The 26,099-nt window shown below is 61.3% G+C and carries 23 protein-coding genes and 1 riboswitch; of the genes, 12 read left to right on the forward strand and 11 right to left on the reverse strand.

Annotated elements, in window-relative coordinates; translation table 11 throughout:
• Positions 1–241 precede the first annotated feature (241 nt).
• From PG881_RS13080 to PG881_RS13095, 4 genes are all read left to right on the forward strand, one after another.
• Positions 242–694, forward strand: coding sequence for a pullulanase (locus tag PG881_RS13080; RefSeq protein WP_139704397.1), 453 nt, complete (start codon positions 242–244; stop codon positions 692–694).
• A gap of 207 nt (positions 695–901) precedes the next feature.
• Positions 902–3,049: an adenosylcobalamin-dependent ribonucleoside-diphosphate reductase gene (locus PG881_RS13085; protein WP_270800493.1), complete on the forward strand. Its 2,148-nt coding sequence runs from the start codon at positions 902–904 to the stop codon at positions 3,047–3,049.
• 10 nt (positions 3,050–3,059) lie between these two features.
• Positions 3,060–3,740 (forward strand): TSCPD domain-containing protein, encoded by a 681-nt coding sequence (locus PG881_RS13090; protein ID WP_270800495.1) that lies wholly within the window; start codon positions 3,060–3,062, stop codon positions 3,738–3,740.
• A 196-nt stretch (positions 3,741–3,936) separates the two neighbouring features.
• Positions 3,937–5,307 (forward strand): PhoH family protein, encoded by a 1,371-nt coding sequence (locus tag PG881_RS13095; RefSeq protein WP_011704812.1) that lies wholly within the window; start codon positions 3,937–3,939, stop codon positions 5,305–5,307.
• An 82-nt stretch (positions 5,308–5,389) separates the two neighbouring features.
• Here PG881_RS13095 and thiQ read toward each other — a convergent pair whose 3' ends face one another.
• The 3 genes from thiQ to thiB form a co-directional block, all read right to left on the reverse strand.
• Positions 5,390–6,085, reverse strand: coding sequence for a thiamine ABC transporter ATP-binding protein (gene thiQ, locus PG881_RS13100; protein WP_270800497.1), 696 nt, complete (start codon positions 6,083–6,085; stop codon positions 5,390–5,392).
• Between the two features lie 65 nt (positions 6,086–6,150).
• Positions 6,151–7,773 (reverse strand): thiamine/thiamine pyrophosphate ABC transporter permease, encoded by a 1,623-nt coding sequence (gene thiP, locus PG881_RS13105; protein ID WP_270800682.1) that lies wholly within the window; start codon positions 7,771–7,773, stop codon positions 6,151–6,153.
• A complete protein-coding gene (thiB, locus tag PG881_RS13110) occupies positions 7,770–8,750 on the reverse strand; it encodes a thiamine ABC transporter substrate binding subunit (RefSeq protein ID WP_270800684.1) in 981 nt (326 codons plus the stop codon). The genes thiP and thiB overlap by 4 nt, the downstream gene beginning before the upstream one ends.
• Before the next feature lie 51 nt (positions 8,751–8,801).
• Positions 8,802–8,892: riboswitch (TPP riboswitch) on the reverse strand.
• Between the two features lie 91 nt (positions 8,893–8,983).
• Between thiB and PG881_RS13115 the strand changes: the two genes are divergently transcribed.
• On the forward strand, positions 8,984–9,274 hold the full coding sequence (locus PG881_RS13115) for a PilZ domain-containing protein (RefSeq protein WP_017410271.1): 291 nt from the start codon (positions 8,984–8,986) through the stop codon (positions 9,272–9,274).
• Between the two features lie 101 nt (positions 9,275–9,375).
• Here the strand turns inward: PG881_RS13115 and PG881_RS13120 are convergent, their stop codons facing one another.
• The 5 genes from PG881_RS13120 to leuA all read right to left on the reverse strand — a co-directional run bounded on the left by PG881_RS13120 (position 9,376) and on the right by leuA (position 15,131).
• A complete protein-coding gene (locus PG881_RS13120) occupies positions 9,376–10,305 on the reverse strand; it encodes a transglutaminase domain-containing protein (RefSeq protein WP_270800499.1) in 930 nt (309 codons plus the stop codon).
• A 118-nt stretch (positions 10,306–10,423) separates the two neighbouring features.
• The gene (gene leuD, locus PG881_RS13125) at positions 10,424–11,023 is read right to left on the reverse strand and encodes a 3-isopropylmalate dehydratase small subunit (protein ID WP_270800501.1); all 600 of its coding nucleotides are present in this window, start codon (positions 11,021–11,023) and stop codon (positions 10,424–10,426) included.
• 15 nt (positions 11,024–11,038) lie between these two features.
• On the reverse strand, positions 11,039–12,436 hold the full coding sequence (gene leuC, locus PG881_RS13130; protein WP_201903921.1) for a 3-isopropylmalate dehydratase large subunit: 1,398 nt from the start codon (positions 12,434–12,436) through the stop codon (positions 11,039–11,041).
• Positions 12,437–12,468: 32 nt separating this feature from the next.
• Complete coding sequence (gene leuB, locus PG881_RS13135) at positions 12,469–13,554, reverse strand: 3-isopropylmalate dehydrogenase (protein WP_270800505.1); 1,086 nt, start codon at positions 13,552–13,554, stop codon at positions 12,469–12,471.
• 2 nt (positions 13,555–13,556) lie between these two features.
• The gene (gene leuA, locus PG881_RS13140; RefSeq protein WP_011704822.1) at positions 13,557–15,131 is read right to left on the reverse strand and encodes a 2-isopropylmalate synthase; all 1,575 of its coding nucleotides are present in this window, start codon (positions 15,129–15,131) and stop codon (positions 13,557–13,559) included.
• A gap of 407 nt (positions 15,132–15,538) precedes the next feature.
• On the opposite strand from leuA, the gene PG881_RS13145 reads away from it, so the two are divergent.
• The 6 genes from PG881_RS13145 to ilvN all read left to right on the forward strand — a co-directional run bounded on the left by PG881_RS13145 (position 15,539) and on the right by ilvN (position 20,688).
• On the forward strand, positions 15,539–16,162 hold the full coding sequence (locus PG881_RS13145) for a TetR/AcrR family transcriptional regulator (protein WP_011704823.1): 624 nt from the start codon (positions 15,539–15,541) through the stop codon (positions 16,160–16,162).
• Positions 16,163–16,287: 125 nt separating this feature from the next.
• Positions 16,288–16,788, forward strand: coding sequence for a phosphatase PAP2 family protein (locus tag PG881_RS13150; protein WP_043162413.1), 501 nt, complete (start codon positions 16,288–16,290; stop codon positions 16,786–16,788).
• Entirely contained in the window at positions 16,788–17,897 is a 1,110-nt protein-coding gene (locus tag PG881_RS13155; protein ID WP_270800507.1) for an MJ1255/VC2487 family glycosyltransferase, read from the forward strand. The genes PG881_RS13150 and PG881_RS13155 overlap by 1 nt, the downstream gene beginning before the upstream one ends.
• A 36-nt stretch (positions 17,898–17,933) precedes the next feature.
• Positions 17,934–18,086, forward strand: a complete 153-nt coding sequence (locus PG881_RS13160; protein WP_011704826.1) for a hypothetical protein — start codon at positions 17,934–17,936, stop codon at positions 18,084–18,086.
• 389 nt (positions 18,087–18,475) lie between these two features.
• On the forward strand, positions 18,476–20,194 hold the full coding sequence (locus PG881_RS13165; protein ID WP_270800509.1) for an acetolactate synthase 3 large subunit: 1,719 nt from the start codon (positions 18,476–18,478) through the stop codon (positions 20,192–20,194).
• Entirely contained in the window at positions 20,194–20,688 is a 495-nt protein-coding gene (gene ilvN, locus PG881_RS13170; RefSeq protein WP_011704829.1) for an acetolactate synthase small subunit, read from the forward strand. Before PG881_RS13165 ends, ilvN begins: the two co-directional genes overlap by 1 nt.
• Before the next feature lie 392 nt (positions 20,689–21,080).
• Here ilvN and pta read toward each other — a convergent pair whose 3' ends face one another.
• Together pta and PG881_RS13180 are read right to left on the reverse strand one after the other, a co-directional pair.
• Positions 21,081–23,252 carry a phosphate acetyltransferase gene (gene pta / locus PG881_RS13175; protein ID WP_017410280.1) on the reverse strand — a complete coding sequence of 724 codons (2,172 nt, stop codon included), beginning with the start codon at positions 23,250–23,252 and terminating at the stop codon, positions 21,081–21,083.
• Between the two features lie 51 nt (positions 23,253–23,303).
• A complete protein-coding gene (locus PG881_RS13180; RefSeq protein WP_011704831.1) occupies positions 23,304–24,506 on the reverse strand; it encodes an acetate kinase in 1,203 nt (400 codons plus the stop codon).
• A 302-nt stretch (positions 24,507–24,808) separates the two neighbouring features.
• Between PG881_RS13180 and yfbV the strand changes: the two genes are divergently transcribed.
• A complete protein-coding gene (gene yfbV, locus PG881_RS13185; RefSeq protein WP_011704832.1) occupies positions 24,809–25,249 on the forward strand; it encodes a terminus macrodomain insulation protein YfbV in 441 nt (146 codons plus the stop codon).
• Positions 25,250–25,304: 55 nt separating this feature from the next.
• On the opposite strand, the gene PG881_RS13190 is transcribed toward yfbV, so the two are convergent.
• The gene (locus tag PG881_RS13190) at positions 25,305–25,805 is read right to left on the reverse strand and encodes a YfbU family protein (protein ID WP_016349584.1); all 501 of its coding nucleotides are present in this window, start codon (positions 25,803–25,805) and stop codon (positions 25,305–25,307) included.
• Between the last annotated feature and the right edge of the window lie 294 nt (positions 25,806–26,099).

Here is a 26,099-nt window from a genome sequence, read left to right on the forward strand (position 1 = left end):
ACTAGTACTGAACATAGCTCCAAGACTACCTCTTAAGTTAAGAGGGGCGAAGTGTCTGGATCTTCAAGGGGCCAATCTAGTCTGCCTCTTGTCTGGCTGATATTTGTCCATCAATTCAATTGCTGAACAGAAAAAGCACAGAATGTGATGCCTCTACCTTTCTTGTGATGCCCGCTCTGCTTTAATTCGTTTGCCCACGTTTGATGGGCCAAGGAATCACAATAATCTGAGGAATGGACACATGTTCAAAAGAACAGTAACGATGATGCTGGCGGCGGGAACCCTGGTATTAGGCGGTTGCGCATCTCACGGTGGCGCTGAGCAAGCGGCTGCAGACAACAGCGATTTCGGTGGCAAGTCCATCTACCTGCGTGGTGAAATGAACGACTGGATGGCAACCGATGAGAGCAAGGTGGTCAAGGTTGCCGACAAGCTCTACATGGCCAAGGGCACGCTCAAAAAAGAGTGGGCTCCTTACAAGTTCAAGTTTGCCGACTCCGGCTGGAGCTGTGGCACCAACTTCGGCTACAAGAGTCCGAGTGACGGCGTTGCCGTGCTGGGCGGTGAAGCCGTGCCGGTCAACCCCTGCTCCAAGTATGAAGACATGAAGTTCTCACCGGATGCGGATGGCGTCTATGAGTTCTATCTGAACATGGCGGGCGATACCCCGACCGTGTACGTCAAGAAACCCTGATCTGGACCGGGAAGCACGTTTCCCGGGCGATGAATCGGTCAATGCCCCGGCCCAGCACACTGCTGGCCGGGGCGTTTTTTTAGGATGAGACAGGCTCTCTCGTTATTAAAAATACTACATATAGTGTTTTTGTTTTGTTTGTTCGCTATTGGTTGTGTTTGTTGCTACTGTCGTGACGTTGTTCCATTCACATGAGGTTGATTGAACATGGCTAAATCCAACCCGGTGCAGGAGAGTGAGAGCGCCTCTCGCCTGATCCCCCTGCAGGACACTTCCTTCGAGATCTGGGACAGCAAGTATCGTCTCAAGAGCAAGGATGGCGTCCCCATTGATGGCACGATCGATGAAACCTACCAGCGGGTCGCCCTTGCCCTGGCTGGCCAGGAGTCGCAGCCGGACGTCTGGTATGAGCCTTTCCTGTGGGCACTGCGCAACGGTGCCATTCCGGCGGGCCGCATCACTTCCAATGCGGGAGCCTTCGAGCACAAGCCGGCGACCTCGACCATCAACTGCACTGTCTCCGGCACCATCGAGGATTCGATGGACGACATCCTCGGCAAGGTGCACGAAGCGGGACTGACCCTGAAAGCCGGTTGTGGCATCGGCTATGACTTCTCGACCCTGCGTCCGCGCGGGGCTTTTGTCTCCGGTGCCGGGGCCTATACCTCAGGCCCGCTCTCCTTCATGGATATCTACGACAAGATGTGTTTCACCGTCTCGTCCGCCGGTGGTCGTCGCGGCGCCCAGATGGGCACCATGGATATCCGTCACCCCGATGTGGTCGAGTTTATCCAGGCCAAGCGGGAGGATGGCCGTCTGCGTCAGTTCAACCTCTCTCTGCTCATCACCGAAGAGTTCGTCAAGGCGGTGAAAGAGGATGCCCCCTGGCAGCTAATCTTCCCCTACACCGCCAGGGAGGTGGAGCAGGACGGCATAGCGCTGGACGATCCCGCTCAGGTGTTCTGGGCCGACTGGCCCAACAGGGAAGGGGTGGTGTTCAACGAGCTGGGGCAGGTCGCCTGCAAGGTCTACAAGACCCTGCCGGCGCGCAAGCTCTGGAACGTCATCATGACTTCCACCTATGACTATGCGGAGCCCGGCTTCATCCTGATCGACAAGGTCAACCAGATGAACAACAACTGGTTCTGCGAGGAGATCCGCGCCACCAACCCCTGCGGTGAGCAGCCTCTGCCCCCCTATGGTGCCTGCCTGCTGGGGTCGGTCAACCTGACCCGGTTCGTGCGCGACCCTTTCACCGAACAGGCCGCCTTCGACTGGTCCGCCTTTCGCAAGGTGGTGGCCATCTTCACCCGCATGCTGGACAACGTGGTGGAGATCAACCAGCTGCCGCTTGCCAAGCAGCGTGAGGAGATCATCAGCAAACGCCGTCATGGCATGGGCTTCCTCGGCCTCGGCTCGGCCCTCACCATGCTGCGGATAAAATACGGCTCTGCTGCCGCCGTCGCCTTTACCGAGCAGGTATCTCAGGAGCTGGCCCTGACCGGCTGGCGCGAGTCCCTGGCCTTGGCGAAGGAGAAAGGCCCGGCGCCCATCATGGAGCAGGAATTCGAGGTGACCGGCAAGCTGCTGCGGCTGCGCCCCGAGATGGCGGCAGACGGCATCAAGCTCGGTGACAAGGTGAAGGGCAAGGTGCTGCACGCCCGCTACAGCCGCTACATGCAACAGGTGGCCGAGGTGGATCCCGCCCTGGTTGCCGAGCTGGCCGAGGTGGGGGGGCGTTTCACCCACCACAGCAGCATTGCACCGACCGGCACCATCTCGTTGTCGCTGGCCAACAACGCCAGCAACGGCATCGAGCCGAGCTTTGCCCACCACTACAGTCGCAACGTCATCAAGCCGGGCAAGAAGAGCAAGGAGAGCGTGGACGTCTACTCCTATGAGCTGCTGGCCTACCGCGAGCTGGTCAATCCGGCTGCCATGCCTTATGCCGAGGATGAGGCAACCCGGTTGCCGGATTACTTCATCACCGCCGACGACATCAGCCCGGCCCAGCACGTAGACATTCAAGCGGCGGCCCAGCGCTGGATCGACTCCTCCATCTCCAAGACGGCCAATGTGCCGACCGACTTTCCGTTCGAGCAGTTCAAGGACATCTACCTCTATGCGTCGGATTCGGGGCTCAAGGGCTGCACCACCTTCCGGTTCAACCCGGCAGCTTTCCAGGGGGTGCTGGTGAAGGAGCAGGATCTGGAGAATACCCTCTACGAGTTCACCCTGGAGGATGGCTCGGTCGTCACGGCGAAAGGGAACGAGGAGATCGAATACGATGGCGAGCTGCACACCGCTGCCAACCTCTACGATGCCTTGAAAGAAGGCTATTACGGTAAATTCTGAGGACGAGCGCATGGTCAAGAAAATCGACAGGAAAATCGTCGCCTACCAGGTGAAAACCCGGGATGAACCGCAGCAACCCCCTGTGCAGGATGACGTGGTTCACATGCACGAGACGGTGTTGCGGCCGGAGCGGTTGATGGGCACCACCTACAAGCTGAAGACGCCGGAACATGTCTCCGAGCACTCGCTGTTCATCACCATCAACGACATCATTCTCAACGAGGGGACGGTACACGAGACCCGGCGTCCGTTCGAGATCTTCATCAATTCCAAGAGCCTGGAACATTACCAGTGGATAGTGGCGCTGACCCGCATCATCTCGGCGGTGTTTCGCAAGGGGGGGGACGTCACCTTTCTGGTGGAGGAGCTGCGTTCGGTGTTCGATCCCAAGGGCGGCTACTGGAACAAGGGCAAGTACGTACCCTCGCTTATCGCCGAGATTGGCAACGTGATCGAAACCCATCTCACCGAGATCGGCATGCTCAAGGTGGCCGGGCTGGATGAACACCAGCAGGCGTTCCTGGCCGACAAGCAGGCCGAGCTGCAAGCTCGGCAACAAGCTGACGAGCAGCAGGCCGGCAGCGGCTTCCCACCCGGTGCAGCGCTTTGCTACAAGTGCCACAGCAAGGTGCTGGTGCAGAAGGATGGCTGCATGACCTGCCTCAACTGCGGCGATTCCAAGTGCGGTTGAGTGATTGATCGCAGACAACAGGCCGGCCTTTTTCATTGCTGCTTTTCTGTTCGAACGCACCGGCAGTACACGCGATTTGTTGCGCGATAGTAAAATCGGGCGTAGCGTTGGGGGTAATAAAACTGTCACGGCCGTGTGGTTTCAATGACATCTGAGATTCACACACGTGGCACCTTCAGTGCCAAGGAGGATGCTTATGGACAACACGGACCGAAAGCTGTTTATCCTGGATACCAACGTTCTGCTTCACGAACCCCTCGCCATCTACTCCTTCAAAGAGCACGACGTGCTCATCCCCATGACGGTGCTGGAAGAGCTCGACAACATCAAGGATCGCCACAAGGACGTCAGCCGTGATGCGCGGGTGGCCATCCGGGCGCTGGAGGATGTATTCCGCGATGCAACGCCGGAACAGATTGCGCAAGGGGTAGCGCTGGCCGGTGAGGCGAGCGGTCACATCTCCATCTTCAGTGACCACCATCTGCCGCAGGATGCCGAGGTGTTCACCGACAAGGAGGCCGACAACCGCATCATCAACGCGGCCCTCTACCTGCAAAAGCATGAGTTGAAACGTCAGGTGGTGCTGGTCACCAAAGACATCAACATGCGGCTCAAGGCCAAGGGCGCCGGGCTTGCCCACGTCGAGGATTACCGCAGCGACCAGCTGATCGACGACATCCGCCTGCTGGCCAAGGGCTTCCAGGTGGTGCCTGGCAGCTTCTGGGAGCGGGTCGGCGAGTGCGACAGCGAGACTCATGGCCGCGATACCGTCCACGTCATCGATGCCAACCTGCTGGAGGGCATTCACGTCAACCAGTACCTGATCGATGAAGAGAACTTTTTCGCCGCCCGGGTGCTCAGCCACGACAGCCAGAAGATCCGCATCAAGGATCTGGGGCGCGAACGGCTGATGTCCCGCAAGGCGTGGGGGGTACATCCCAAGAACGTCTATCAGGGGATGGCGCTCGATGCGCTGCTCGATCCGCACATTGATCTGGTGATCCTGACCGGCCCGGCGGGTTGCGGCAAAACCCTGCTGGCCATGGCTGCCGCGCTGGAGCTGGTGATCGAGAAGGGGATCTACGAGAAGGTGATCGTCACCCGAAATACCCCAGAAATCGCCGAGAGCATTGGCTTCCTGCCTGGCACCGAAGAAGAGAAAATGATGCCCTGGCTGGCGGCGGTGACCGACACCCTGGAGGTGCTGCACAAGCAGGACGAGAACATGAGCGGGTCCCTCAGCTACATCATGGAGAAGGCCAACATCCAGTTCAAATCGGTCAACTTCATGCGCGGGCGCAGCATCCAGAACACCTTCGTGCTGCTGGACGAGTGCCAGAACCTGACCGCGTCCCAGATCAAGACCATCATCACCCGCTGTGGCGAAGGCACCAAGATCGTCTGCTCCGGCAACCTGGCCCAGATCGACTCCAACTACCTGAGCCCGGTGACCTCGGGTCTGACCTACATCGTCGAGCGTTTCAAGGACTTCGACGGCAGTGCCAACATCTTCCTGAACGGGGTGGTGCGCAGCAAGCTCGCCTCCTTTGCCGAGGAAAACCTCTGATTTGATTGACTATCTTCATATGAAAAAGGGAAGCCACTTGGCTTCCCTTTTTTGATCCCGCCACCAGTTCAGTGTCCTTGGATCATTGTCCAAGATAGCGCAGCAGCCCGGGGTGATCGCTGTTGTGCAGGATATCCGGCGTACCCTGCAGGGCGATGCGCCCCTCATCCACGAACAACACCTGGTCGGCGATGAGCTGGGCATCCTCCGGGTTGTGAGACACCATCAGCACGGTAATGCCCTGCTCGCAGGCGAGCCTCGCCACCTCCGCCAGCATCTCCCGGCGCAGGGCCGGATCGAGCGCCGAGAAGGGTTCATCCAGCAGCAACAGCGGTTTGCCCCGCACCAGGGCGCGGGCCAGCCCGACCCGCTGTTGCTGGCCGCCGGAGAGCTGTTCCGGCAGCCGGGTGAGCATCTCGCCGAGGCCGACCCGGTTCGCGGCATCCTTCACCTGGGCCCGTTGGGCAGCGTTCAGGCGCAGACCGGGGTGCAGGCCGATGGCGATGTTGTCGAACACCGACAGATGCAGGAACAGGTTGTGATCCTGAAACAGGGTGGTGACCGGTCGCGCGGCTGGGCCCAGCGGCAGCAGCTCCTCGCCATCGAAGTCGAGGGTGCCGGACTCTACCGGCACGAAACCGGCGATCATGCCGAGCAGGGTCGACTTGCCTGCGCCGCTCGGGCCGATGAGCGCGGTGATCTCTCCCTTGGGCAGGGTGGCGCTGAAACTGACGCGCCAGTCCGGGTAGCTGGTGACCAGCTGATCAATATTCAGCATGTTCTCTTCTCCAAGGGGCAGCTCGGCCAACCGGAGCAGCCGAATAAACGGTAGGGGCGTGCGCTTCAATGATCGGCATGTTTGCCTCCCAGGCCACGTTCGACCAGCCAGAACAGGGAGAAACAGAGCAGCAGCAGCAGCAGGGCGGTGGCGGCCGCCTCGGTCAACCGGTAACTGCCGAGCTGCTGATAGAGCAGCCAGGGCAGGGTGGTGAGCTCCTGGCTGCCGAACATGGCGATGGCACCGAGATCTCCCAGCGACAGGATCATCGAGAGCGCGGCCGCCTGGGCCAGCGGGCGGCGCAGCAGGGGCCACTCCACCAGCCGAAGGCGATGCAGACCGTGTACCCCCAGACTGTCGGCTAGCCGGTCGTACTGGCGCACCACCAATTGCATGGGAGCGGAGAGGGTACGCAGCACATAGGGCAGCGCCATCAGGGCGTTGACCAGCACCACCAGCCAGGGGCCGAGGGCGAACACGTCGGCGAACGGCATGAACAGGATGAAGAGGCCGGTGGAGAGCACTACCGCCGGGATCATCAGGATCACCGAGCCGCTGGCCTCCCACAGGGCCGCGGCCCGCCGCTTGCGATCCCGCACGCGCAGGTGACGGCTGGTGAGCAGCAGCGCACTGCCGAGCAGGGTGGCCAGGCTGCCCGCCGCCAGCGCGATCAGCAGCGACTGGCCGCTGGCCAGCCACAACTTGCTTGAGGTCAGTGCATCTGGCAGGCCGGGGTTGAGGCCGGCTACCACGATGGCCAGCAAGGGGGGCAGGAACACGGCCAGCCCGATCCCGAGGGTGAGGGCGTCCACCAGACCGGTTCCCGGCTGATGGCGGTCCGGGCGCAGACAGGGGCGATGAGAAGTGATCCGGCTGGCCGGGCTGCTCTGCAGCTTGTGCTGCAGCATCAGCAGGGCGGCGGTCAGGATGAGCTGCACCAGTGCCAGTCCGCCGGCGGTGGCGAGATCGAAGTCAAAACGCAGCGCCTGATAGACGGCCACCTCCAGGGTGGTGGATTTGGGGCCGCCCCCGAGCGCCAGCACGGTGGCGAAGCTGGTGAAGCAGAGCATGAAGATGAGGCTGGCCAAGCCTGGCAACTGGGCCCGGATCAGCGGCCACTCCAGCAGCCGGAAAATATGGGAGGAGCGCATGCCGAGCTGGCTGGCGAGGCGCCAGGAGGACTCGGGAATGCTCTCTATGCTCTGCAGCAACAGGCGTGCCGCCAGCGGCATGTTGAAGAAGACGTGGGCCAGCAGGATACCGAGCAGGCCATAAAGGTAATTGCCGGGGGCGAGCCCCAGCCCGTGCAGCAGCTGTGGCAACCAGCCCTGCTTGCCGTGTACCGCGACGATGCCGAAGATGGCGATGATGACCGGCAATACCAGCGAGAGGCCGAACAGCTTGAGCAGCAGGCGGCGGCCGATGAAACGGCGCCGCGCCAGCGCGCGGGCCACCGGAATGGCCAGCCCCAGACTCAACAGGGTGGAGAGCAGCGCCTGCCAGAGGCTGAAGCCCAGCACGTGGCGCAGGTAGGGGTCGGCCAGCAGGGTACGGGGCGCCAGCGCCCCGGCCTGCCACAACAGGGCCGCCAGCGGCCCCAGGGAGAGCAGCAGGATGATCAGGGTGGCGGCACTACCCGGCAGCCACCAGAGGGGGCGAGCCTGCGCTCTGGCGAAGATACGGCTCACTGGGTGACGGCTTGCAGCCACTCGCGGATCCAGTTCTTGCGGTTGGCTGCCACCTCATCGCTGCTGAAGGTGAGCGGCTTAGCAACGGTGATCATCTGCTCGAAGCCCTTGGGCAGCGGCGTGTCAATCACCGGATACATCCAGTTGCCGGTTGCCATCTCGTTCTGGAATGCGGGGCTTGTCATGAACTGCAGGAACTTATCCGCCAGCTTGCCCTGGGTGGCGCTGTTGAGCTTGGCGGCCACTTCCACCTGGCGGTAGTGACCCTCCTCAAACGCTGCGGCCTGATACTGGGGCTTGTTCTCGGCAATCAGGTGGTAAGCGGGGGAGGTCGTGTAGGAGAGCACCATGTCCGCCTCGCCGTCGAGGAACATGCCGTAGGCCTCGGACCAGCCCTTGGTGACGGTGACCGTCTTCTTGGCCAGTTGCGCCCAGGCGGCAGGTGCCTTATCCCCGTAGACCGACTTCATCCATAGCATCAACCCCTGACCCGGGGTGGAAGTGCGCGGATCCTGATAGATCACCTTGAGGTCCGGGCGCTCCACCAGCTCTTTCAGGCTCTTGGGCGGGTTCTTGAGCTTGCTCTGGTCGTAGACGAAGGCGAAGTAGCCGTAGTCGTAGGGGACGAAAGTATCGTCCTGCCAGCCGCCCGGCACCTTGACCCCGTCCAGCTTGCTGCCGTGGGGGGCAAACAGGCCGCTCTGTTTGGCTTCGCTGACGAGCGCATCGTCCAGCCCCAGCACCAGGTCGGCCTTGCTGTGTTTGCCTTCCAGCCGCAGCCGGTTGAGGATGGCCACGCCATCTTCAAGCGGCACCAGTTTGAGGGTGCAGCCGCACTCTTTCTCGAAGGCCTGCTTGATCTTGGGACCGGGTCCCCACTCGGCGGTGAAGGAGTTGTAGGTGTAGACGGTGAGGGTGTCGGCCGCGAAGGCCTGGGCACTGAGCAGGCTGGTGGCGACCAGCAGCAGGGTTTTCATGAGCGGCACTCCCTTAGCAATGAGGTGCCAGCGGATGAGGGCGCAAAAAATGAGCGCCATGCCTCAAATTCCTCCGCCAGCATTATCTGGATCAGGTTCACGGGTATAATCTCAGCGGTAAACCGCACCCCGTTTGAGAAACGAACCGCATTGTATTAACGTTCTTGGGGGGAGGCCAGCACAATTGTTCCTGCGGGCCAGCGAGACGGCGTCAGACAACAGAGGATGTTCGCGTGATCACCAGCACCAAGGAAAGACGCGCCTTCCAGCGCATGATAATCAATGCCCCCGTCACCATCTTTCAGCAACAGCAGGTACTGGAAGGGGTCTGCCGGGATCTCAGCGCCAACGGCATGGGGATCGCCGTCGCCGAGCATCAGCTCGATGTGAGCCAACCCATTCGGGTGAGCCTGGCCACCAACAACAACCTGCTGCCCCCCTTCGAGGCGCAGGCCCGCATCATTCGGGTGCTGGAAGAAGAGGATGGGCTGCTGCTGGCCATCGAGTTCCAGGCCCTCGCCTGACCGACCGTCACACCCTTCGTCATGCATCGACCAGCCCCGCGCTGGTCGATTTCATTCTGGCGTATTTCCCTTGGTTTTCACGACGGCCCCGACGGGCGGCGTTATTTATTCGTGCGAACCGGCTGCACGCTCAGCTGCTGGCTGTCGATGAGGGTCTTGCTGGTTGGTGCCAGCTGGCCCATCGCCAGCTGGGCCGGGCCGGTGGGTTCCATCAGCAGATAGGTTTCTCCTTCCCGGTTCAGAGTGGCCTCACCCGGCTTGGTTGGCAGCGCCACTCCCAGCAGGGCATGACCCGGCACGAACACCATGGCCTGTTTCAACTCGGGAAAGAGCTGGGCCAGCATGGCGGCCATCAGGGTCACCTTGCTGTCGCAGTCGCCCTGGTTCTGCTCCAGCACCTGGCGCGGGGTTAAAAAGCCCTTCCCCTGGCGCCCCGACTGGCTGTCGAGCAGCTGATAGGGGATGGATTGCACGAAGTCGAGCATATGAGCCACCGTCTTCTGGCGGGCTTCGGTCTCGGTGCTGCCCTGCTGCTTGAGCTGCTCGGCCAGCGGCGCCAGCTCGCTGCGGCTCTCCAGTGCGATGCGCACATGGTCCTGCTTGATGGCGGCGGCGCCGTCGGGGGCGGTGAAGGGCTGGAAATAGTGCTGCTTGAGCCACTCGGCTTCCAGCTTGTCCCGTTGCTGGGTAAGCCAGCCCATGGCCTTGTTGACCTGCTCGGGCTGGCGTCCCTTGATTTTGAGCTCCATCTGGGGACGAGAGAGGGAAAACTGCACGGTAGGAAACTCGGCCATCCCCTGTTGCAGCAGGCTCTGCAGCACGTCCTCCTGCATGCGGGCCGGCCGATAGGCGATGAGTGGCGGCAGCTTGCCCGCCTCCAGCCGATAGGTTAGCTGCTGTGCCTTGCCGTCCTTGTCCTGCCAGCCGACGTTGAGCTGCCCGCCGCTGCTGTTGAAATAGGTCTGCCCGGCACAGACCGGCAGCGCCAGCCAGAGGCCGCAGAGCAGGGGGAGGGCGATCGTCATCTTCATTCGAGTGTCCCGTCGGGCATACAAGAGGTGGCCAGCCATGGTGTATAGGCTGGCCTGACAATAAAACAGGGAGCCGCGGCTCCCTGTTGATTCTACTCGTTTTATGGCACCTGATGGGTCAAATCCAGCTGGGCTGCTTCGCCTCGAAGGCGCTGATGGCGGCTTCGTGCTGCAGGGTCAGGCCGATGGTGTCCAGCCCGTTGAGCAGGCAGTAACGACGGAACTCGTCGATCTCGAAGCTGAACGCGAGGGCACCTGCGCGCACCTGATTGGCCTCCAGATCCACTTCGATCTCGATGCCCGGCTGGGTGGCAACCAGCTGGAACAGGGCCTCGACCTCCTCCTCCTTCAGGCGCACCGGCACCATGCCGTTGTTGATGGCGTTGCCGTAGAAGATGTCGGCAAAGCTCGGGGCAATGATGGTCTTGAAGCCGTAGTCCGCCAGCGCCCAGGGGGCGTGCTCGCGGCTCGAGCCGCAGCCGAAGTTCTCGCGGGCCAGCAGAATGCTGGCACCGGCGAACTGCGGCTGATTGAGCACGAACTCGGGGTTGGGCTGCTCCCCTGCATCGTCCAGGAAGCGCCAGTCGTGGAACAGGTGCTTGCCAAAACCGATGCGGTTGACCTTCTGCAGAAACTGCTTGGGAATGATGGCGTCGGTGTCGACGTTGGCGCTGTCGAGGGGGACGGCGATCCCTTTATGCTGTTTGAATCCTGTCATCTTGTTGCTCTCCAATTACAGCGCACGAATATCGGCGAAGCGGCCGGTAACGGCGGCGGCGGCGGCCATGGCCGGGCTCACCAGATGGGTGCGGCCGGCACGGCCCTGACGCCCTTCGAAGTTGCGGTTGCTGGTGGAGGCGCAGCGCTCTCCCGGTTGCAGCCGGTCGTTGTTCATGGCCAGACACATGGAGCAGCCGGGCAGGCGCCACTCAAAGCCTGCCTCGATGAAGATCTTGTCCAGCCCCTCGGCTTCGGCCTGGGCCTTCACCTGCTCGGAGCCCGGCACCACCAGGGCCTGCACGCCGGCCGCGACCTTGCGACCGCGGGCGATGGCGGCGGCAGCGCGCAGATCCTCGATGCGGCTGTTGGTGCAGGAACCGATGAACACCTTATCGATGGCGACATCGGAGAGCTTCTGGCCCGGCTGCAGGTCCATGTAGGCCAGCGCCTTGCGGGCTGACTGCTGCTCCATCAGATCGCTGAAGGATTCCGGCGCCGGAATGGGTTCATTGACGGCGATCACCTGACCCGGGTTGGTGCCCCAGGTAACCTGCGGGGCGATGTCGGCGGCGTCGAGCACCACTTCGGCATCGAAGTGGGCACCTTCGTCGCTCTTGAGGCTCTGCCAGTAGGCGATGGCCTGTTCCAGCGCCTCGCCCTTGGGAGCGAACTCCTTGCCACGGATGTAGTCGATGGTGGTCTGGTCGGGGGCGATCATGCCGGCCTTGGCGCCGAGCTCGATGGCCATGTTGCACACCGTCATGCGCCCTTCCATGGTGAGCCCTTCGATGGCCTCACCAGCGAATTCCACCACATAGCCGGTACCGCCGGCATGGCCGACCCGGCCTATGATGGCCAGCACCACGTCTTTGGCGCTGATGCCCTCGGCCAGCTTGCCGTTGACTGAAATACGCATGGTCTTGGCGCGGCCCTGTTTCAGGGTCTGGGTGGCCATCACGTGTTCCACTTCGGAGGTGCCGATACCGAACGCCAGCGACCCGAAGGCACCGTGGGTGGCGGTGTGGGAGTCGCCGCAGACGATGGTGGTGCCAGGCAATGTGATGCCGAGCTCGGGGCCCATCACATGGACGATACCCTGGTATTGGTGGTTCAGGTCATACAGACGGACCCCGAACTCCTTGCAGTTGGCGGCCAGCGTCTCCATCTGGATGCGGGCCATCTCGCCGGAGGCGGCGATGTCCTTGGTGGTGGTGGATACGTTGTGATCCATGGTGGCCCAGGTCAGATCCGGGCGGCGCAACTGGCGGTTCATGGCGCGCAGGCCATCGAATGCCTGCGGGCTGGTCACTTCATGCACCAGATGGCGGTCGATGTAGATGAGGGGCGTTTCCCCTTCCACTTCCCGTACCACGTGGGCGTCGAATACTTTCTGATAGAGGGTCTTGGCCATTGCTCGGTTTCCTTGTTATCGATGCCGTGGGGTCAGATGCGCGCGGCGATCTGGCTGCCCATCTCGGCCGTGCTCTGCACCGGGTGACGGGCGCTGGCCTGATGCAGGTCGGCGGTGAAGTAACCCTCGGCCAGGGTCTGGGCCACGGCCTGCTCGATGGCCTGGGCGGCGGCTTCCTGGCCCAGGCTGTAGCGCAGCATCAGGGCGGCGGAGAGGATCTGGGCGATGGGGTTCGCAATCCCCTTGCCGGCGATGTCCGGCGCCGAGCCACCGGCCGGCTCGAACAGGCCGAAGCCGGATTCGTTGAGGCTGGCGGAGGGGAGCAGCCCCATGGAGCCGGTGATCATGGCGCACTCGTCGGAGAGGATGTCACCGAACAGGTTGGAGCAGAGCAGCACGTCGAACTGGGACGGATCCTTGATGAGCTGCATGGTGGCGTTGTCGATGTACATGTGATTCAGCGCCACGTCCGGGTAGGACTTGGCGACCTCGCTGACCACCTCGCGCCACAGGATGGAGGAGGCGAGCACGTTGGCCTTGTCGATGGAGGTCACTTTGGCTTTGCGCACGCGGGCCGATTCGAAGGCGATCTTGGCGATGCGCTCTATCTCGAAGCGATGGTACACCTCGGTGTCGAACGCCTTCTCGGTGGGGCCTTGCCCTTCACGCCCCTTGGGCTGGCCGAAGTAGATGCCGCCGGTCAGCTCGCGCACGCAGGCGATGTCAAAACCGCGATCGGAGATGTCGGCACGCAGCGGCGAGAACTGCTCGAGGCCGGTGTAGATGCGGGCCGGACGCAGGTTGCAGAACAGCTTGAAGTGGGCGCGCAGGGGCAGCAGGGCGCCGCGTTCCGGCTGACCGTTGGGGGGCAGGTGCTCCCACTTGGGGCCACCCACCGAGCCGAACAGCACCGCATCGGCCGCCTCGCAGCCTGCAATGGTGCTCTGGGGCAGCGGGGTGCCGTGGTTGTCGATGGCGATGCCGCCCACGTCATGGCGCTCGTAGTCGAGGGCGAAGCCAAATCTGGCCTGCACCTTTTCCAGCACCTTGACAGCCTCGGCCATCACTTCCGGGCCAATGCCGTCACCCGGCAATACTGCGATCCGATAACTGCTCATACTCACACGCTCTCCGTATTGATCTTGTCTGTTTTTGCGACGTTGCGTTCCATCTGTTCGGCCACCTGATCGGCGCGCCAGATGCTGTTGATCACGTGGATCAACGCCTGGGCGGAAGACTCTATGATGTCGGTGGCCAGGCCCATGCCATGGAATTTGCGGCCCTTGTACTGTGCGACTATGTCAACCTGGCCGAGGGCGTTCTTGCCTTCCCCCTTGCCCTTGAGTTCGTACTTGTCGATGCTGATCTCGTAGCCTGTGATGCGGTTGATGCACTGGTAGACCGCGTCCACCGGGCCGTTGCCGGTGGCGGCTTCGCTGACGATCTCCTGGCCCACCTTCAATTTCACCGAGGCGGTGGCCATCACCGAGCTGCCGCTCTGCACGCCAAGGTACTCCAGCTTGAAGTGCTCCGGCTCTTCGTGGATCTGGCTAAAGAAGGCGAGCGCCTCCAGATCGTAATCGAACACCTGCCCCTTCTTGTCGGCCAGGGTGAGGAACTTGCCGTAGAGATCGTCGAGGTCGTAACTGCTCTCGGCGTAGCCCATGGACTCCATCCGGTGCTTGATGACGTGGCGGCCGGAGCGGGAGGTCATGTTGAGGTTGTTCTGGGTGAGGCCGATGCTCTCCGGGGTGATGATTTCGTAGGTGTTTTTCGCCTTGAGCACGCCGTCCTGATGGATGCCGGAGCTGTGGGAGAAGGCGTTGGCTCCGACGATTGCCTTGTTGGGCTGCACCGGCATGTTGCAGAGCTGGCTGACCAGGGCGCTGGTGCGATGAATTTCGCTGTGGCGGATGTTGGTGTGCACCCCGAGCAGGTCGGCGCGGGTCTTCAGGATCATCGCCACCTCTTCCAGCGAGCAGTTGCCGGCCCGCTCGCCGATGCCGTTGATGGTGCACTCGATCTGGCGGGCCCCCATCTGCACGGCGCCGATGGAGTTGGCCACCGAGAGGCCCAGATCGTCGTGGCAGTGTACCGAGATGATGGCCTGATCGATGTTGGGTACCCGGTTGAACAGGGTCTGGATGATGCCGGAGAACTCGGTCGGTACCGTGTAGCCCACGGTATCGGGAATATTGATGGTGCGGGCACCGGCCTTGATGGCGGCCTCCACCATGCGGCACAGGTTGTCTATCGGGGTGCGGCCCGCATCCTCGCAGGAGAACTCCACGTCATCGGTGTAGCGGCGGGCATGCTTGATGGCGCTGACCCCCATCTCCAGCACGTCTTCGAAGCTCTTTTTCAGCTTGCTTTCGACGTGGATGGAGGAGGTGGAGATGAAGGTGTGGATGCGAAACGCTTCGGCGACCCGCAGGGCTTCGCCGGCGGCGTCGATGTCCTTGGGCAAGGCGCGGGCGAGGGCACAGACCCGGCTCTGCTTGATATGGCGGGCTATGGTCTGCACCGATTGAAAGTCGCCGGGGGAGGAGACCGGGAACCCCACCTCCATGACGTCGACACCGAGCCGCTCCAGCGCCTGGGCGATCTGCAGCTTCTCCTTGACCGTCAAGCTGGCCGCCAGAGCCTGCTCACCATCGCGCAGGGTGGTGTCGAATATGATGACCCGATCTGACATGTGACTTCCCTCTTCCTAAGTTCGGTGACGTGCATCCTGCGGCGGCATAAAAAAACCCGTGCAGGGTGCACGGGTTTTTGTAAATTCCGGCTATGCCTGAGCCCGGCTACAAGGATCCCGCGCGACTGGTCGCGATTAGGGAGATTAATAGTAGCGGAGCGGCAATACGCATGATGAATCAATCCTTCCAGTCGATAACGCTTTTACCAATATCGAGATTTTTATGCTGTGTCAACCGCGCAGACCCGGTTCATTTCGCTGGTTTATTTAATCGGATTGTAAAGGAGTGCAAATTTACTTGTCCCATATTCGGCCCTTGCACGATTATCTGGTCATTCCTGCTGTACTCGATCATCTGTGCAATCAGATCGACTTGTCAGTTTTTGCTGAATTATCCGAGGTATTAAATGGAAAAACGTAGACCTGGTCGTCCGGTCGGACGTTCTGACATTCGTGACAAGTTGCTCTCTGCCGCCCGTGAGCGTTTTCTCAACACCCCCTACAGCAAGGTGACGACCCGTGAGATCGCCGAGCTGGCTGGCTCCAATCTGGCGATGATCCACTACTACTTCGGCAGCAAAGAGGGTCTCTACAAGGCGGTGCTGGGCGATGTGGCCGAGCCGCTGGACCAAGCCTGGCACGATGAGGCCGGCAACCGCAGCCTCAACGACCTGCTCAACACCTACTATCAGGTGATGGCGCCCAACAGCGAGCTGACCTCCGCCATCTCCAGCGCATTATCGACCGAGAAAAGCCCTGGTCGGGATTTTGTGCTGAACCGTCTGCTGGAACGCCAGCTGCCCCAGTTCGATGCCTTGCTGGAGTCCATGAAGAACAATGGCGAGCTGGGTGACAACCTGGATCCCGAGATGCTGAAGATCTCCTTCCTCAGCATGATGTGGCAGCCGTTCGTGATGAAGGATCTCTACGAGCAGGTGTTCGGCCTGACTGTGGATGAACACTTCATGGCCCGCCTGGCGGATCACAACTGCCGCCTGATGGAAAACGGTCTGCGCGGCACCCTGAACTGATCATTTGCCACCTGGACAGCAAAAAGGGCCATTCGGCCCTTTTTTCATAAATCTGTTATCCCACGTTCAACCAAGTGTCACCCCGTCGCCCTAGTCTGCTCCAAGACTTCAGGGAAGGAGGGGTTATGAACAAGATCCAGCAATGGGACCTGCAGGTGTGCCGTATCTGCCTGCTGCACGCCTACAACCGGCCACAGGCCAGGATCAGCCGGCTCATCTCCCGTACCGGTGACGGCCCGCTCTACGCCGTGCTGGCGGCCCTGCTCTGGTGGCAGGGGGAGGCCGAGCGCGAGCTGGTGAAGCTGGCGCTGCTTGCCTTCGCCTTCGAGCTGCCGCTCTACCTGCTGCTGAAAAATCTGCTCAAGCGCCAGCGCCCGGTGGGGCTGCCGGTCTTCATCACCCCTTCCGATCGCTACAGCCTGCCCTCCGGCCACACCGCTGCCGCCTTCCTGATGGCAACCGTGCTGGCCGCCAGCTTCCCGCTCTGGGCCCCCTTGCTGTTTGTCTGGGCCGCGTTGGTGGGGGCGTCCCGTCTGCTGCTCGGGGTGCACTATCTTAGCGATCTGGTGGCCGGCGCCCTGCTCGGCGGTGGCTGCGCCCTGCTGGCGCTCGGCTGGGGCCAATGATGAGGATCCTGTTCGGGGTACAGGGCACCGGCAACGGTCACATCAGCCGCAGTCGCACCCTGGCGCGGGCGCTGCGAGCCCGTGGTCTGGAGGTGGACTATCTGTTCAGCGGCCGCCCCGCGGACGGCTACTTCGAGATGGCCGAATTCGGCGATTATCGTGCCTTTCCCGGCATCACCTTCGTCAGCCACGAGGGGGCCATCTCTGGGTGGCGAACCCTCAAGGGGCTCTCACCGCTGCGTTTCTGGCGCGACATGCGGGAGCTCGACTGCCGCGATTACGATCTCGTCATCAGTGATTTCGAACCGATCAGTGCCCACGCCGCCCGCCGCTGGGGCAAGCCGAGTCTCACCATCAGCCACCAGGCGAGCTTCGACTGGCCCATTCCGCGCTGGGGGGAGAGCGGCTTCAACCGTCAGCTGATGCGCCACTTCGCGCCGGTACGCCAGGCGCTCGGGTTGCACTGGTTTCACTTCGGTCAGCCCTTGCTGCCGCCTATCATAGACGCCATCCCGCCTGCACCCGACAATCAGCAGATCCTGGTCTATCTGCCGTTTGAGCAGACCGAGGCGATCGCTGCCCTGCTGTCGCGCTTCAACCAGCAACGCTTCGTCTGCTTTCATCCGGCCATTCGCAGCGCCAGCCAGTGGCGCAACATAGCGTTCGAGCCGCAGGCGAGGGAGGGGTTCAAGCAGATGCTGGCCGGCTGTCGCGGGGTCATCACCAACGGTGGCTTCGAGCTCGCCTCGGAGGCGCTCTCCCTTGGCAAGAAACTACTGGTCAAGCCGCTGGGGGGCCAGTTCGAGCAGCTGACCAACAGCAAGACCCTGGAGCTGATGGGGCTGGCCCGTCTGATGGATGCACTCGATGCCAACGCGGTGCGGGCCTGGCTGGATGCCGCCGCCCCTGGCCAGATTATCTACCCCGATGTGGCCAGCGAGCTGGCGGGCTGGCTGGCGGACGGAGCGCAGGAGAGCGTGCCGGCGCTTTCCCGCCGGCTGTGGGCTCGCACCTTGTTCCCGGAAGAGGTGTGCGATCGGCTGAGCGAACTGGAGGGGGGCAGCCCGCTAAACAGCAGTTGGTTATCGCAAGTGAGCGCCTTTGACTAGACTGAGAGGGATCCCACCAAGGAGAGGACGGACACCATGCGCTTTACCAATGAAAACGGCGACACCATGAATCTGGCGGACAATCTCACCCTGCACGAGCTGCTGGACATGGGGGTCAGTATCTCGGTCTGCGAGGAGACGGATCCGGATCAGCAGATCTGGCTGGCGGAGCCGGAAGAGGATCACTGATCCCCTGCCAGGCTTGCGGGCCCACCCTGGCGGTGGGCTTATTTTTTTCCATTCAGGGCGGCCGTGGCAGCATGATCCGCTGGTCATTCCCCCAACTTCCCCGCATTGTCCCCACCCTTTTCCTCAAGTCACTGAATGTTAATAGCTGTTTGAAATTTATGACTGTTCTGGTCAGACAAAGCCGTGGACAAGCGTTCACAAGCGGGTTAAGTTGGTTTTTCACCCGCTTTTCGGGTGAATGATGGAAAAAACCTATTTTTCTACTATCGACAGCGCCGAACTCGCCGGATCCGTATTCAGACAACAACAATGCACGGACCGGCGGTGCCGGGAAGCAGCGGACTGCCGATAGCTTTCGCTTAACGGAGCAAAGCCTGGAGGGCTTTATCATGGAGATGTTATCAGGCGCCCAGATGGTGGTTAGAGCGCTGGAAGATCAGGGAGTTGAGCACGTTTTCGGCTACCCTGGTGGCTCAGTGCTCGACATCTATGACGCTCTCTTTGAAAACGGCAAGATGGAGCATGTCCTAGTGCGGCACGAGCAGGCCGCGGTGCACATGGCGGACGGTTACGCCCGCTCCACCGGCAAGGTGGGCACTGTGCTGGTGACCTCGGGTCCCGGTGCCACCAACTGCATTACGGGGATCGCGACCGCCTACATGGACTCCATCCCCCTGGTGATCCTGTCCGGCCAGGTGCCGACCAGCATGATCGGGGAGGATGCATTCCAGGAGACCGACATGATCGGCATCTCCCGCCCGGTGGTGAAGCACAGCTTCCTGTGCAAGAAGGCCAGCGACATTCCCGACGCCATCAAGAAGGCCTACTACATTGCTGCCAGCGGCCGCCCGGGGCCGGTGGTGGTGGATCTGCCCAAAGACGTGCAGAACCCGAAAGAGAAGTTTCCCTATCAGTATCCCGAGACGGTGTCCCTGCGCTCCTACAATCCGACCAAGTCGGGCCACAAGGGGCAGATCAAGCGGGCCGCCAAGCTGCTGGTGGAGGCCGAGCGCCCGGTGATGTACGTCGGCGGCGGTGCCATCAATGCCAATGCGGATCACCTGGTGACCAAGCTGGCGGAGCTGTTGAACCTGCCGGTGACCACTACCCTGATGGGGTTGGGGGCCTTCTCCGGCACCCATCCGCAATTCATCGGCATGCTGGGCATGCACGGCACCTTCGAAGCGAACAAGACCATGCACAACGCGGATCTGATCTTCGCCGTGGGTGCCCGCTTCGATGACCGCGTCACCAACAACGTGGCCAAGTTCTGCCCCAACGCCACCATAGTCCACATCGACATCGATCCTACCTCCATCTCCAAGACGGTGCAGGCCCATGTGCCCATCGTCGGCTCGGTGGAAACCGTGCTGGAGCAGATGCTGGAAGTGATCCGCGAGTGTGGTTTCGACAACGACAAACAGGTACTGGCGGACTGGTGGAGCCAGATCGGCCAGTGGCGCTCGCGCAACTGCCTGGCCTACGAGACCCACCCCACCCTGATCAAGCCGCAGCAGGTGATCGAGACCCTCTACAAGGTGACCAAGGGGGAGGCGTTCGTGGCCTCTGACGTGGGCCAGCACCAGATGTTTGCCGCCCTCTACTACCCGTTTGCCAAGCCGCGCCAGTGGATCAACTCCGGGGGCCTGGGCACCATGGGGTTCGGTATTCCGGCCGCCATGGGCGCCCAGTTTGCCAACCCGGATGCGGTGGTCTGCTGTGTCACCGGCGACGGTTCGGTGCAGATGAACATTCAGGAGCTCTCCACCTGCATGCAGTACGGGGTACCCATCAAGATCATCTCCATCAACAACCGGGCGCTGGGCATGGTCAAGCAGTGGCAGAAGATGTTCTACGGTGGTCGCCACAGTCACTCCTACATGGAGTCGCTGCCGGACTTCGTCAAACTGGCGGAAGCCTACGGCCACGTCGGCATCGCGGTGAGCGATCCGGCCGAGCTGGAGAGCGCCATGGAGACGGCCTTCGCCATGAAGGATCGGCTGGTGTTCATGGACATCTCGGTCGACCCGGATGAGCACGTCTATCCGATGCAGATAAAGTTCGGTGCCATGGACGAGATGTGGCTGAGCAAGACGGAGAGAACCTGATGAGACATATAATTTCCGTTCTGCTGGAGAACGAATCCGGCGCCCTGAGCCGGGTGGTGGGCCTCTTCTCCCAGCGCGGCTACAACATCGAGACCCTGACGGTGGCCCCCACCGAGGATCCCACCCTGTCGCGCATGACCATCGTCACCATGGGTGACGAGCGGGTGCTGGAGCAGATCCAGAAGCAGCTGCACAAGCTGGTGGACGTGCTCAAGGTATGCGACTTGAGCGAGGGTGAGCACATCGAGCGGGAGATCGCGCTGGTCAAGGCGCGCGCCGCCGGTGGTGGTCGTGACGAGCTGAAACGGCTGGCGGATATCTTCCGCGGCCAGATCGTCGACGTCACCCCCGAGCTCTACACGGTGCAGCTGGTGGGTACCAGCGACAAGCTGGACGCCTTCATCAAGACGGCTGCCCAGACCAACGAGATCATCGAAGTGGTGCGCTCCGGTGTCTGCGGTATCTCCCGCGCCGACAAGGCGCTGCGCCCCTGAGTAGGTGGCTGGCGGGTTTGTTGTCAAAAGGGGCTCTTCGGAGCCCTTTTTCATGGGCGCAAGGCGTGGCCGAGTCTGTCATTTTCTTTCAAATGATCGGTAAACTATCCACAAAAGCTGTGGAAAAGTCTGTAGATTAGCGGTGTGTCTGACGTTAGTGTGCTGATCTTAAAGAAGTATTTGGATCTGATCTCGGCTGGGGCGCAATTGTGCAATCGCCTCTGGCGGGTGTGAGCGTTTGCTTATCCCGCCGCCCTTGCCGGGCTGGCCTCTGAACGAGAATGCGGGATCCTGACTGGATCCTGGTTTGATCTCGCGGATCAACATTTGCCCGTCAGCCATAAAAAAACCCGCCTTGCGGCGGGTTTTTCAACAGGGATAAGCTCGGACGATTACTCGGCCTGGGCTGCCTGGATACCGGTCAGGGCGATGGTGTAGACGATGTCGTCCACCAGGGCGCCACGGGACAGGTCGTTGACCGGCTTGCGCATGCCTTGCAGCATCGGGCCGATGGAGACCAGATCCGCGGAGCGCTGTACCGCCTTGTAGGTGGTGTTGCCGGTGTTCAGGTCCGGGAACACGAACACGGTGGCTTTACCTGCGACCGGAGAGTTCGGTGCCTTGGACTTGGCCACGTTCTCCATGATGGCCGCATCGTACTGCAGCGGGCCATCGATGATGAGGTCGGGGCGCTTGGCCTTGGCCAGCTCGGTGGCTTCACGCACTTTCTCTACATCGGCGCCGGCGCCGGAGGTGCCGGTGGAGTAGGAGATCATGGCTACGCGCGGCTCGATGCCGAAGGCGGCAGCGGAGTCGGCGGACTGGATGGCGATCTCGGCCAGCTGCTCGGCAGTGGGATCCGGGTTGATCGCGCAGTCACCGTAGACCAGTACCTGGTCCGGCAGCAGCATGAAGAAGATGGAGGAGATCAGGGAAGAGCCCGGAGCTGTCTTGATGATCTGCATCGGCGGACGGATGGTGTTGGCAGTGGTGTGTACCGCGCCGGATACCAGGCCGTCAACTTCATTGCGCTCCAGCATCATGGTACCCAGTACCACGTTGTCTTCCAGCTGCTCGCGGGCAACCACTTCGGTCATGCCCTTGTTCTTGCGCAGCTCGACCAGACGGGCCACATAGCGCTCGCGCACGGCAACCGGATCGATGATCTCGACGCGGTCGGTCAGGACCACGCCCTGCTGTTCGGCAACGCGACGGATCTCTTCCGGGTTGCCCAGCAGGACCGGACGGGCGATACCGCGCTCGGCACAGATGGCAGCAGCCTTGATGGTCCGCGGCTCTTCCCCTTCCGGCAGCACGACGCGCTTGTTGGCCTGACGGGCCAGTTCGGTCAGCTGGTAGCGGAAAGCCGGCGGGCTCAGGCGACGGGAGCGGGTGGACTTGGCTGAGAGAGACTCGATCCAGTGCTTGTCGATGTGGCCAGCCACATAGTCCTGCACCAGCTCGATCCGCTCGCGGTCATCTTCCGGAATGTCGACGTTGAAGTTCTGCAGGCTGACCGCAGTCTGCCAGGTGTTGGTGCCGGTGATCATGATCGGCAGGCCGGTGGCCATGGCCTGTTGGCACAGTGCCATCACCTGCGGTTCCGGGTGGTAGTTGCCGGTCAGCAGCAGGGCACCCAGCTTGACGCCGTTCATGGCGGACAGGCAGGCAGAGACGATGACGTCGGAACGATCGCCGGAAGTGACCAGCAGGCTGCCCGGACGGAAGTGCTCGATCATGTTGTGGATGGAGCGGGCACAGAAGGTCACTGTCTGCAGGCGACGGCTGTCCAGCTCACCCTTGTGCAGGATCTTGGCGGCCAGGTGCTTGGCGAGATCCTTGGCGCGCGGGGCGATCAGCTGGGTATTCCAGGGGATGCAGCCGAGGATGCGCAGCGGGCTCTTGCCGAATACCTGCAGCACTTCCAGGTTATGGGCGGCATCGGAGGTGTGGTGGTGGGCCTCGAACATCTCGGTCAGGTCGGGGCGAGTCACGCCATGCTCGTCAACCGGTGCACCCACCTTGTTGATGACGCAACCAACGATACGGGGGTTGTTGACGCCACCGAAGTTGGAGCAGGCCAGCTCGATACGCTCTTTCAGCTTCTGGCTGGAGTCGTTGCCCGGATGGGTCACGAACACCATGTCGGCGTCCAGCGCCTTGGCGACATCGTAGTTCAGCTTGTTGGCAAACGGCTGCTTGTCGGTCGGCACCATGCCTTCGATGACCAGCACTTCGGCACCGCTGGCCTTCACGTGCTCTTCGAAGCGGGCCACGATCTCTTCCAGCAGGATATCGGTGTTGCTGGAGGTGATCATGTTCTCGGCGTAGGAGAGGGCGAACGGCTCGGGCGGGTTGATGTTGGCAGCGGCGCGGATCACGGCGGTGGAGCGCTCGGTACCGGTTTCACCCGGACGCGGCTGAGCGACCGGTTTGAAGAAGCTGACATTGACACCGTGACGTTCCATGGCGCGAACAACGCCAAGGCTCACGGAAGTTACGCCGACACCAGTGCCGACCGGGATAAGCATAATAGTGCGTGCCACTTTATACCCCTTGTTCATTTTTGGGATCAGGAAAAGGCCGCCCTTGGGCGGCCTTGCTCTACAGCGAAATTATGCGCCAACCAGTTCCAGCGCGTCGTGGGCGATGACCCACTCTTCATTGGTCGGGATAACCAGGGCTTTGGTGGAGCCAGCCTTGGTGATCTCGCCACCCTTGCCGAAACGAGCCTTCAGGTTGGCGTCGTGATCGACGTCGAAGCCCAGCAGACCCAGCTTGTTCAGGGTGATTTCACGGATCGGGGCGGAGTTTTCACCGATACCACCGGTGAAGACCACGGCGTCCAGACGACCGTCCATGGCGGCGGCGTAGGCGCCGATGTACTTGGCCAGGCGATAGCAGTAAACGTCCATGGCACGCTTGGCTTCTTCTTTGCTGTCGTAGTTGTCTTCAACGAAACGGCAGTCGGAAGTCACTTCGGTCAGACCCTGCAGGCCGGACTCTTTGGTCAGCATGGTGTTGATGTCGGCCACGCTCATGCCCAGTTTGTCGTGCAGGAAGAAGATGATGGCCGGATCGATGTCACCGGAACGGGTACCCATCACCAGGCCTTCCAGCGGGGTCAGACCCATGGAGGTGTCGACGGATTTGCCGTTCTTGATGGCGCAGACGGAACCGCCGTTGCCCAGGTGGCAGTTGATGATGTTCAGTTCTTCTACCGGCTTGTTCAGCTGCTTGGCGGCTTCCAGGCTGATGTAGTAGTGGCTGGTGCCGTGGGCGCCGTAGCGACGGATGCCGTTCTCTTTGTAGAGCTTGTACGGCAGGGCGTACAGGAAGGCTTCTTCCGGCATGCTCTGGTGGAACGCGGTGTCGAACACGGCAACGTTCTTCTCGGCCAGCGCCGGGAACACGCGACGGGCTTCACGGATACCGATCAGGTGAGCCGGGTTGTGCAGCGGCGCGTACGGTACGGCGGCTTCGATGCCAGCGATGACGTCGTCGCAGATGCGCACGGAGGAGGTGAAGCGCTCACCGCCGTGTACCACACGGTGGCCGATGGCGATCAGGTTCTTGGACAGCTCCGGGTTGAGCGGCAGGATCTTGTTGACGATGTAGTCCAGCGCTTCCTGGTGAGCGGCACCGGCGCCCAGATCGGCACTGCCTTTCTCACCGTTCAGTTTCCACTTGATGCGGGCGTCGTCGAGGTTGAAGCACTCGGCCAGGCCGGACAGCAGGTCATCACCGGTGGTTGCGTCAATGACAGCAAACTTCAGGGACGAGCTGCCACAGTTAAGAACAAGAACCAGCTTACTCATGAATAAATCCTATCGCAGATTGGGTTGTGTAGGAGGATGCGTTGGACGAGCCGTGTCCAAAAACTTTCAACTTATCCTTATGAGGGTTGGCAATCTGTTGCTTGCCCCTTGTATAGTGATACAAGACCCGAAATCCAGACGTCCCTGACAGCGCAACGGCAGGCCGTTGGCGCAAAAATTGGGCGTACAAAGGATAACCCGATTGTTGAAAAATAACAAAGTCATCCTCAACCTTTGTTATTGCGCATCAAATATTGTCGTGGTTTTGCCGTTAATACGTTCAAAAAGAGCTCGGAGGTAGCATGAGCATGAACATTTTTGGAACTAAGTTACAGCAAGGCCGTCATTATATGACCCTTTGGCCCCGCCGTCCCGAGCTTAATTCCATGTTCCCGGAGAATAGGGTGATCAAGGCCACCGAGTTCGCCCTCAAGGTCATTCCGGCACTGGCGGTGCTCAGCGTCATGCTGCAGTTCCAGTTCGGCGAGTTGCACTACTGGCCTTCCGTCATGACCTCGGTGCTGTTTCTGCTCAGCCTGCCGCTGCAGGGCTACTACTGGCTCGGTCAGCGCGCCGATACCCGGCTGCCGCCCTCCCTTGCCAGCTGGTATCGCGAGATCAACGGCAAGATGAACGAGCAGGGTGGTCGCCGCCAACTGGTGGCCCAGCCCAGATACGAAGAGCTGGCCGATACCCTCAACGCCGCCTTCAAGCAGCTGGACAAATCCTTCCTCTACGAGTGAGGCCTGTGGCCCATGACTCGGATCAAGGCGCCTCGCGGCGCCTTTTTCATATCTATCAGGCTGCCAGAACCTTGCGGATCTCCTGAATGGAGAGCTTGTACTGACGCGGGCACTGGCGCCACACCGCCAGCATGCGCTGGTACTTGTCGCGCATGGCGATGTCGCTGGAGAGCTCGTCGCACGGGCACTTGAGCTCGGGGAAGCGCTTGTCCACCTCCAGCAGGAAGCAGACGTAGTCGGCCAGCTCCCGCTCCTGGCTGCGGCTGTAGCCGTTGAACTCCAGCCGGCTGGCATTGATTTCGCTCTGATCGGCCGCTTCCAGGTTGCCCCAGGAGATGGCCAGCGCGTGGTGCAGTTCCAGGGTGTCGATCACCTCCTGGCAGGTGGCCAGATCCAGATGGCCGAAGCTCTTCTCCAGTTCGAGGATCTGCAGGCAGTAGCCGCGTTCGATGATGGTACTGGCCCGTTGGTAAAACGCCGCCTTTTCCGGATTGAGTTTGGCCAGGATCTCGTACTGGTTGCTCAGGATCAGACGTTCGGTGTGGCTCATGTTCATGGGCTTTTCTCACTGGAAAATGAAACTGGGGCCACGTTAACCCATATATAAGATGAATTTTTTGATCTGGCAGGGGAGGTTGGCGAGATAGCGGGGCGGGAAATCAACGTCGGCCCCGGCTGGTTAATTAAATGTAACGGCTGGCGGCTTGCTTTCTGGCTCGCTGGCGCAACAATAAGGGCGTCATTTGGCCTGTGCCAAAAGACCCGTCACCAAGGCATCCCATCGTGGATGCAAGCCGGCGCCTTCATGACAAACGAGAACGTCGCCGCCAGTCACTTGCCTGGCAGGCGA

It is taken from the genome of Aeromonas sp. QDB54, from assembly GCF_027707385.1.
Lineage (GTDB): Bacteria > Pseudomonadota > Gammaproteobacteria > Enterobacterales > Aeromonadaceae > Aeromonas > Aeromonas hydrophila.

What these genes read in the sequence shown, in the direction of transcription:
- PG881_RS13190 (WP_016349584.1), bottom strand. Translation starts at nt 25,805, where the DNA reads ATGAACATGAGCCACACCGAACGTCTGATCCTGAGCAACCAGTACGAG.
- PG881_RS13090 (WP_270800495.1), top strand. Translation starts at nt 3,060, where the DNA reads ATGGTCAAGAAAATCGACAGGAAAATCGTCGCCTACCAGGTGAAAACC.
- PG881_RS13160 (WP_011704826.1), top strand. Translation starts at nt 17,934, where the DNA reads ATGCGCTTTACCAATGAAAACGGCGACACCATGAATCTGGCGGACAAT.
- PG881_RS13180 (WP_011704831.1), bottom strand. Translation starts at nt 24,506, where the DNA reads ATGAGTAAGCTGGTTCTTGTTCTTAACTGTGGCAGCTCGTCCCTGAAG.
- PG881_RS13145 (WP_011704823.1), top strand. Translation starts at nt 15,539, where the DNA reads ATGGAAAAACGTAGACCTGGTCGTCCGGTCGGACGTTCTGACATTCGT.
- ilvN (WP_011704829.1), top strand. Translation starts at nt 20,194, where the DNA reads ATGAGACATATAATTTCCGTTCTGCTGGAGAACGAATCCGGCGCCCTG.
- PG881_RS13150 (WP_043162413.1), top strand. Translation starts at nt 16,288, where the DNA reads ATGAACAAGATCCAGCAATGGGACCTGCAGGTGTGCCGTATCTGCCTG.
- leuB (WP_270800505.1), bottom strand. Translation starts at nt 13,554, where the DNA reads ATGAGCAGTTATCGGATCGCAGTATTGCCGGGTGACGGCATTGGCCCG.
- PG881_RS13155 (WP_270800507.1), top strand. Translation starts at nt 16,788, where the DNA reads ATGAGGATCCTGTTCGGGGTACAGGGCACCGGCAACGGTCACATCAGC.
- PG881_RS13085 (WP_270800493.1), top strand. Translation starts at nt 902, where the DNA reads ATGGCTAAATCCAACCCGGTGCAGGAGAGTGAGAGCGCCTCTCGCCTG.
- thiB (WP_270800684.1), bottom strand. Translation starts at nt 8,750, where the DNA reads ATGAAAACCCTGCTGCTGGTCGCCACCAGCCTGCTCAGTGCCCAGGCC.
- PG881_RS13120 (WP_270800499.1), bottom strand. Translation starts at nt 10,305, where the DNA reads ATGAAGATGACGATCGCCCTCCCCCTGCTCTGCGGCCTCTGGCTGGCG.
- leuD (WP_270800501.1), bottom strand. Translation starts at nt 11,023, where the DNA reads ATGACAGGATTCAAACAGCATAAAGGGATCGCCGTCCCCCTCGACAGC.
- yfbV (WP_011704832.1), top strand. Translation starts at nt 24,809, where the DNA reads ATGAGCATGAACATTTTTGGAACTAAGTTACAGCAAGGCCGTCATTAT.
- PG881_RS13080 (WP_139704397.1), top strand. Translation starts at nt 242, where the DNA reads ATGTTCAAAAGAACAGTAACGATGATGCTGGCGGCGGGAACCCTGGTA.
- PG881_RS13095 (WP_011704812.1), top strand. Translation starts at nt 3,937, where the DNA reads ATGGACAACACGGACCGAAAGCTGTTTATCCTGGATACCAACGTTCTG.
- leuC (WP_201903921.1), bottom strand. Translation starts at nt 12,436, where the DNA reads ATGGCCAAGACCCTCTATCAGAAAGTATTCGACGCCCACGTGGTACGG.
- PG881_RS13165 (WP_270800509.1), top strand. Translation starts at nt 18,476, where the DNA reads ATGGAGATGTTATCAGGCGCCCAGATGGTGGTTAGAGCGCTGGAAGAT.
- leuA (WP_011704822.1), bottom strand. Translation starts at nt 15,131, where the DNA reads ATGTCAGATCGGGTCATCATATTCGACACCACCCTGCGCGATGGTGAG.
- thiQ (WP_270800497.1), bottom strand. Translation starts at nt 6,085, where the DNA reads ATGCTGAATATTGATCAGCTGGTCACCAGCTACCCGGACTGGCGCGTC.
- pta (WP_017410280.1), bottom strand. Translation starts at nt 23,252, where the DNA reads ATGAACAAGGGGTATAAAGTGGCACGCACTATTATGCTTATCCCGGTC.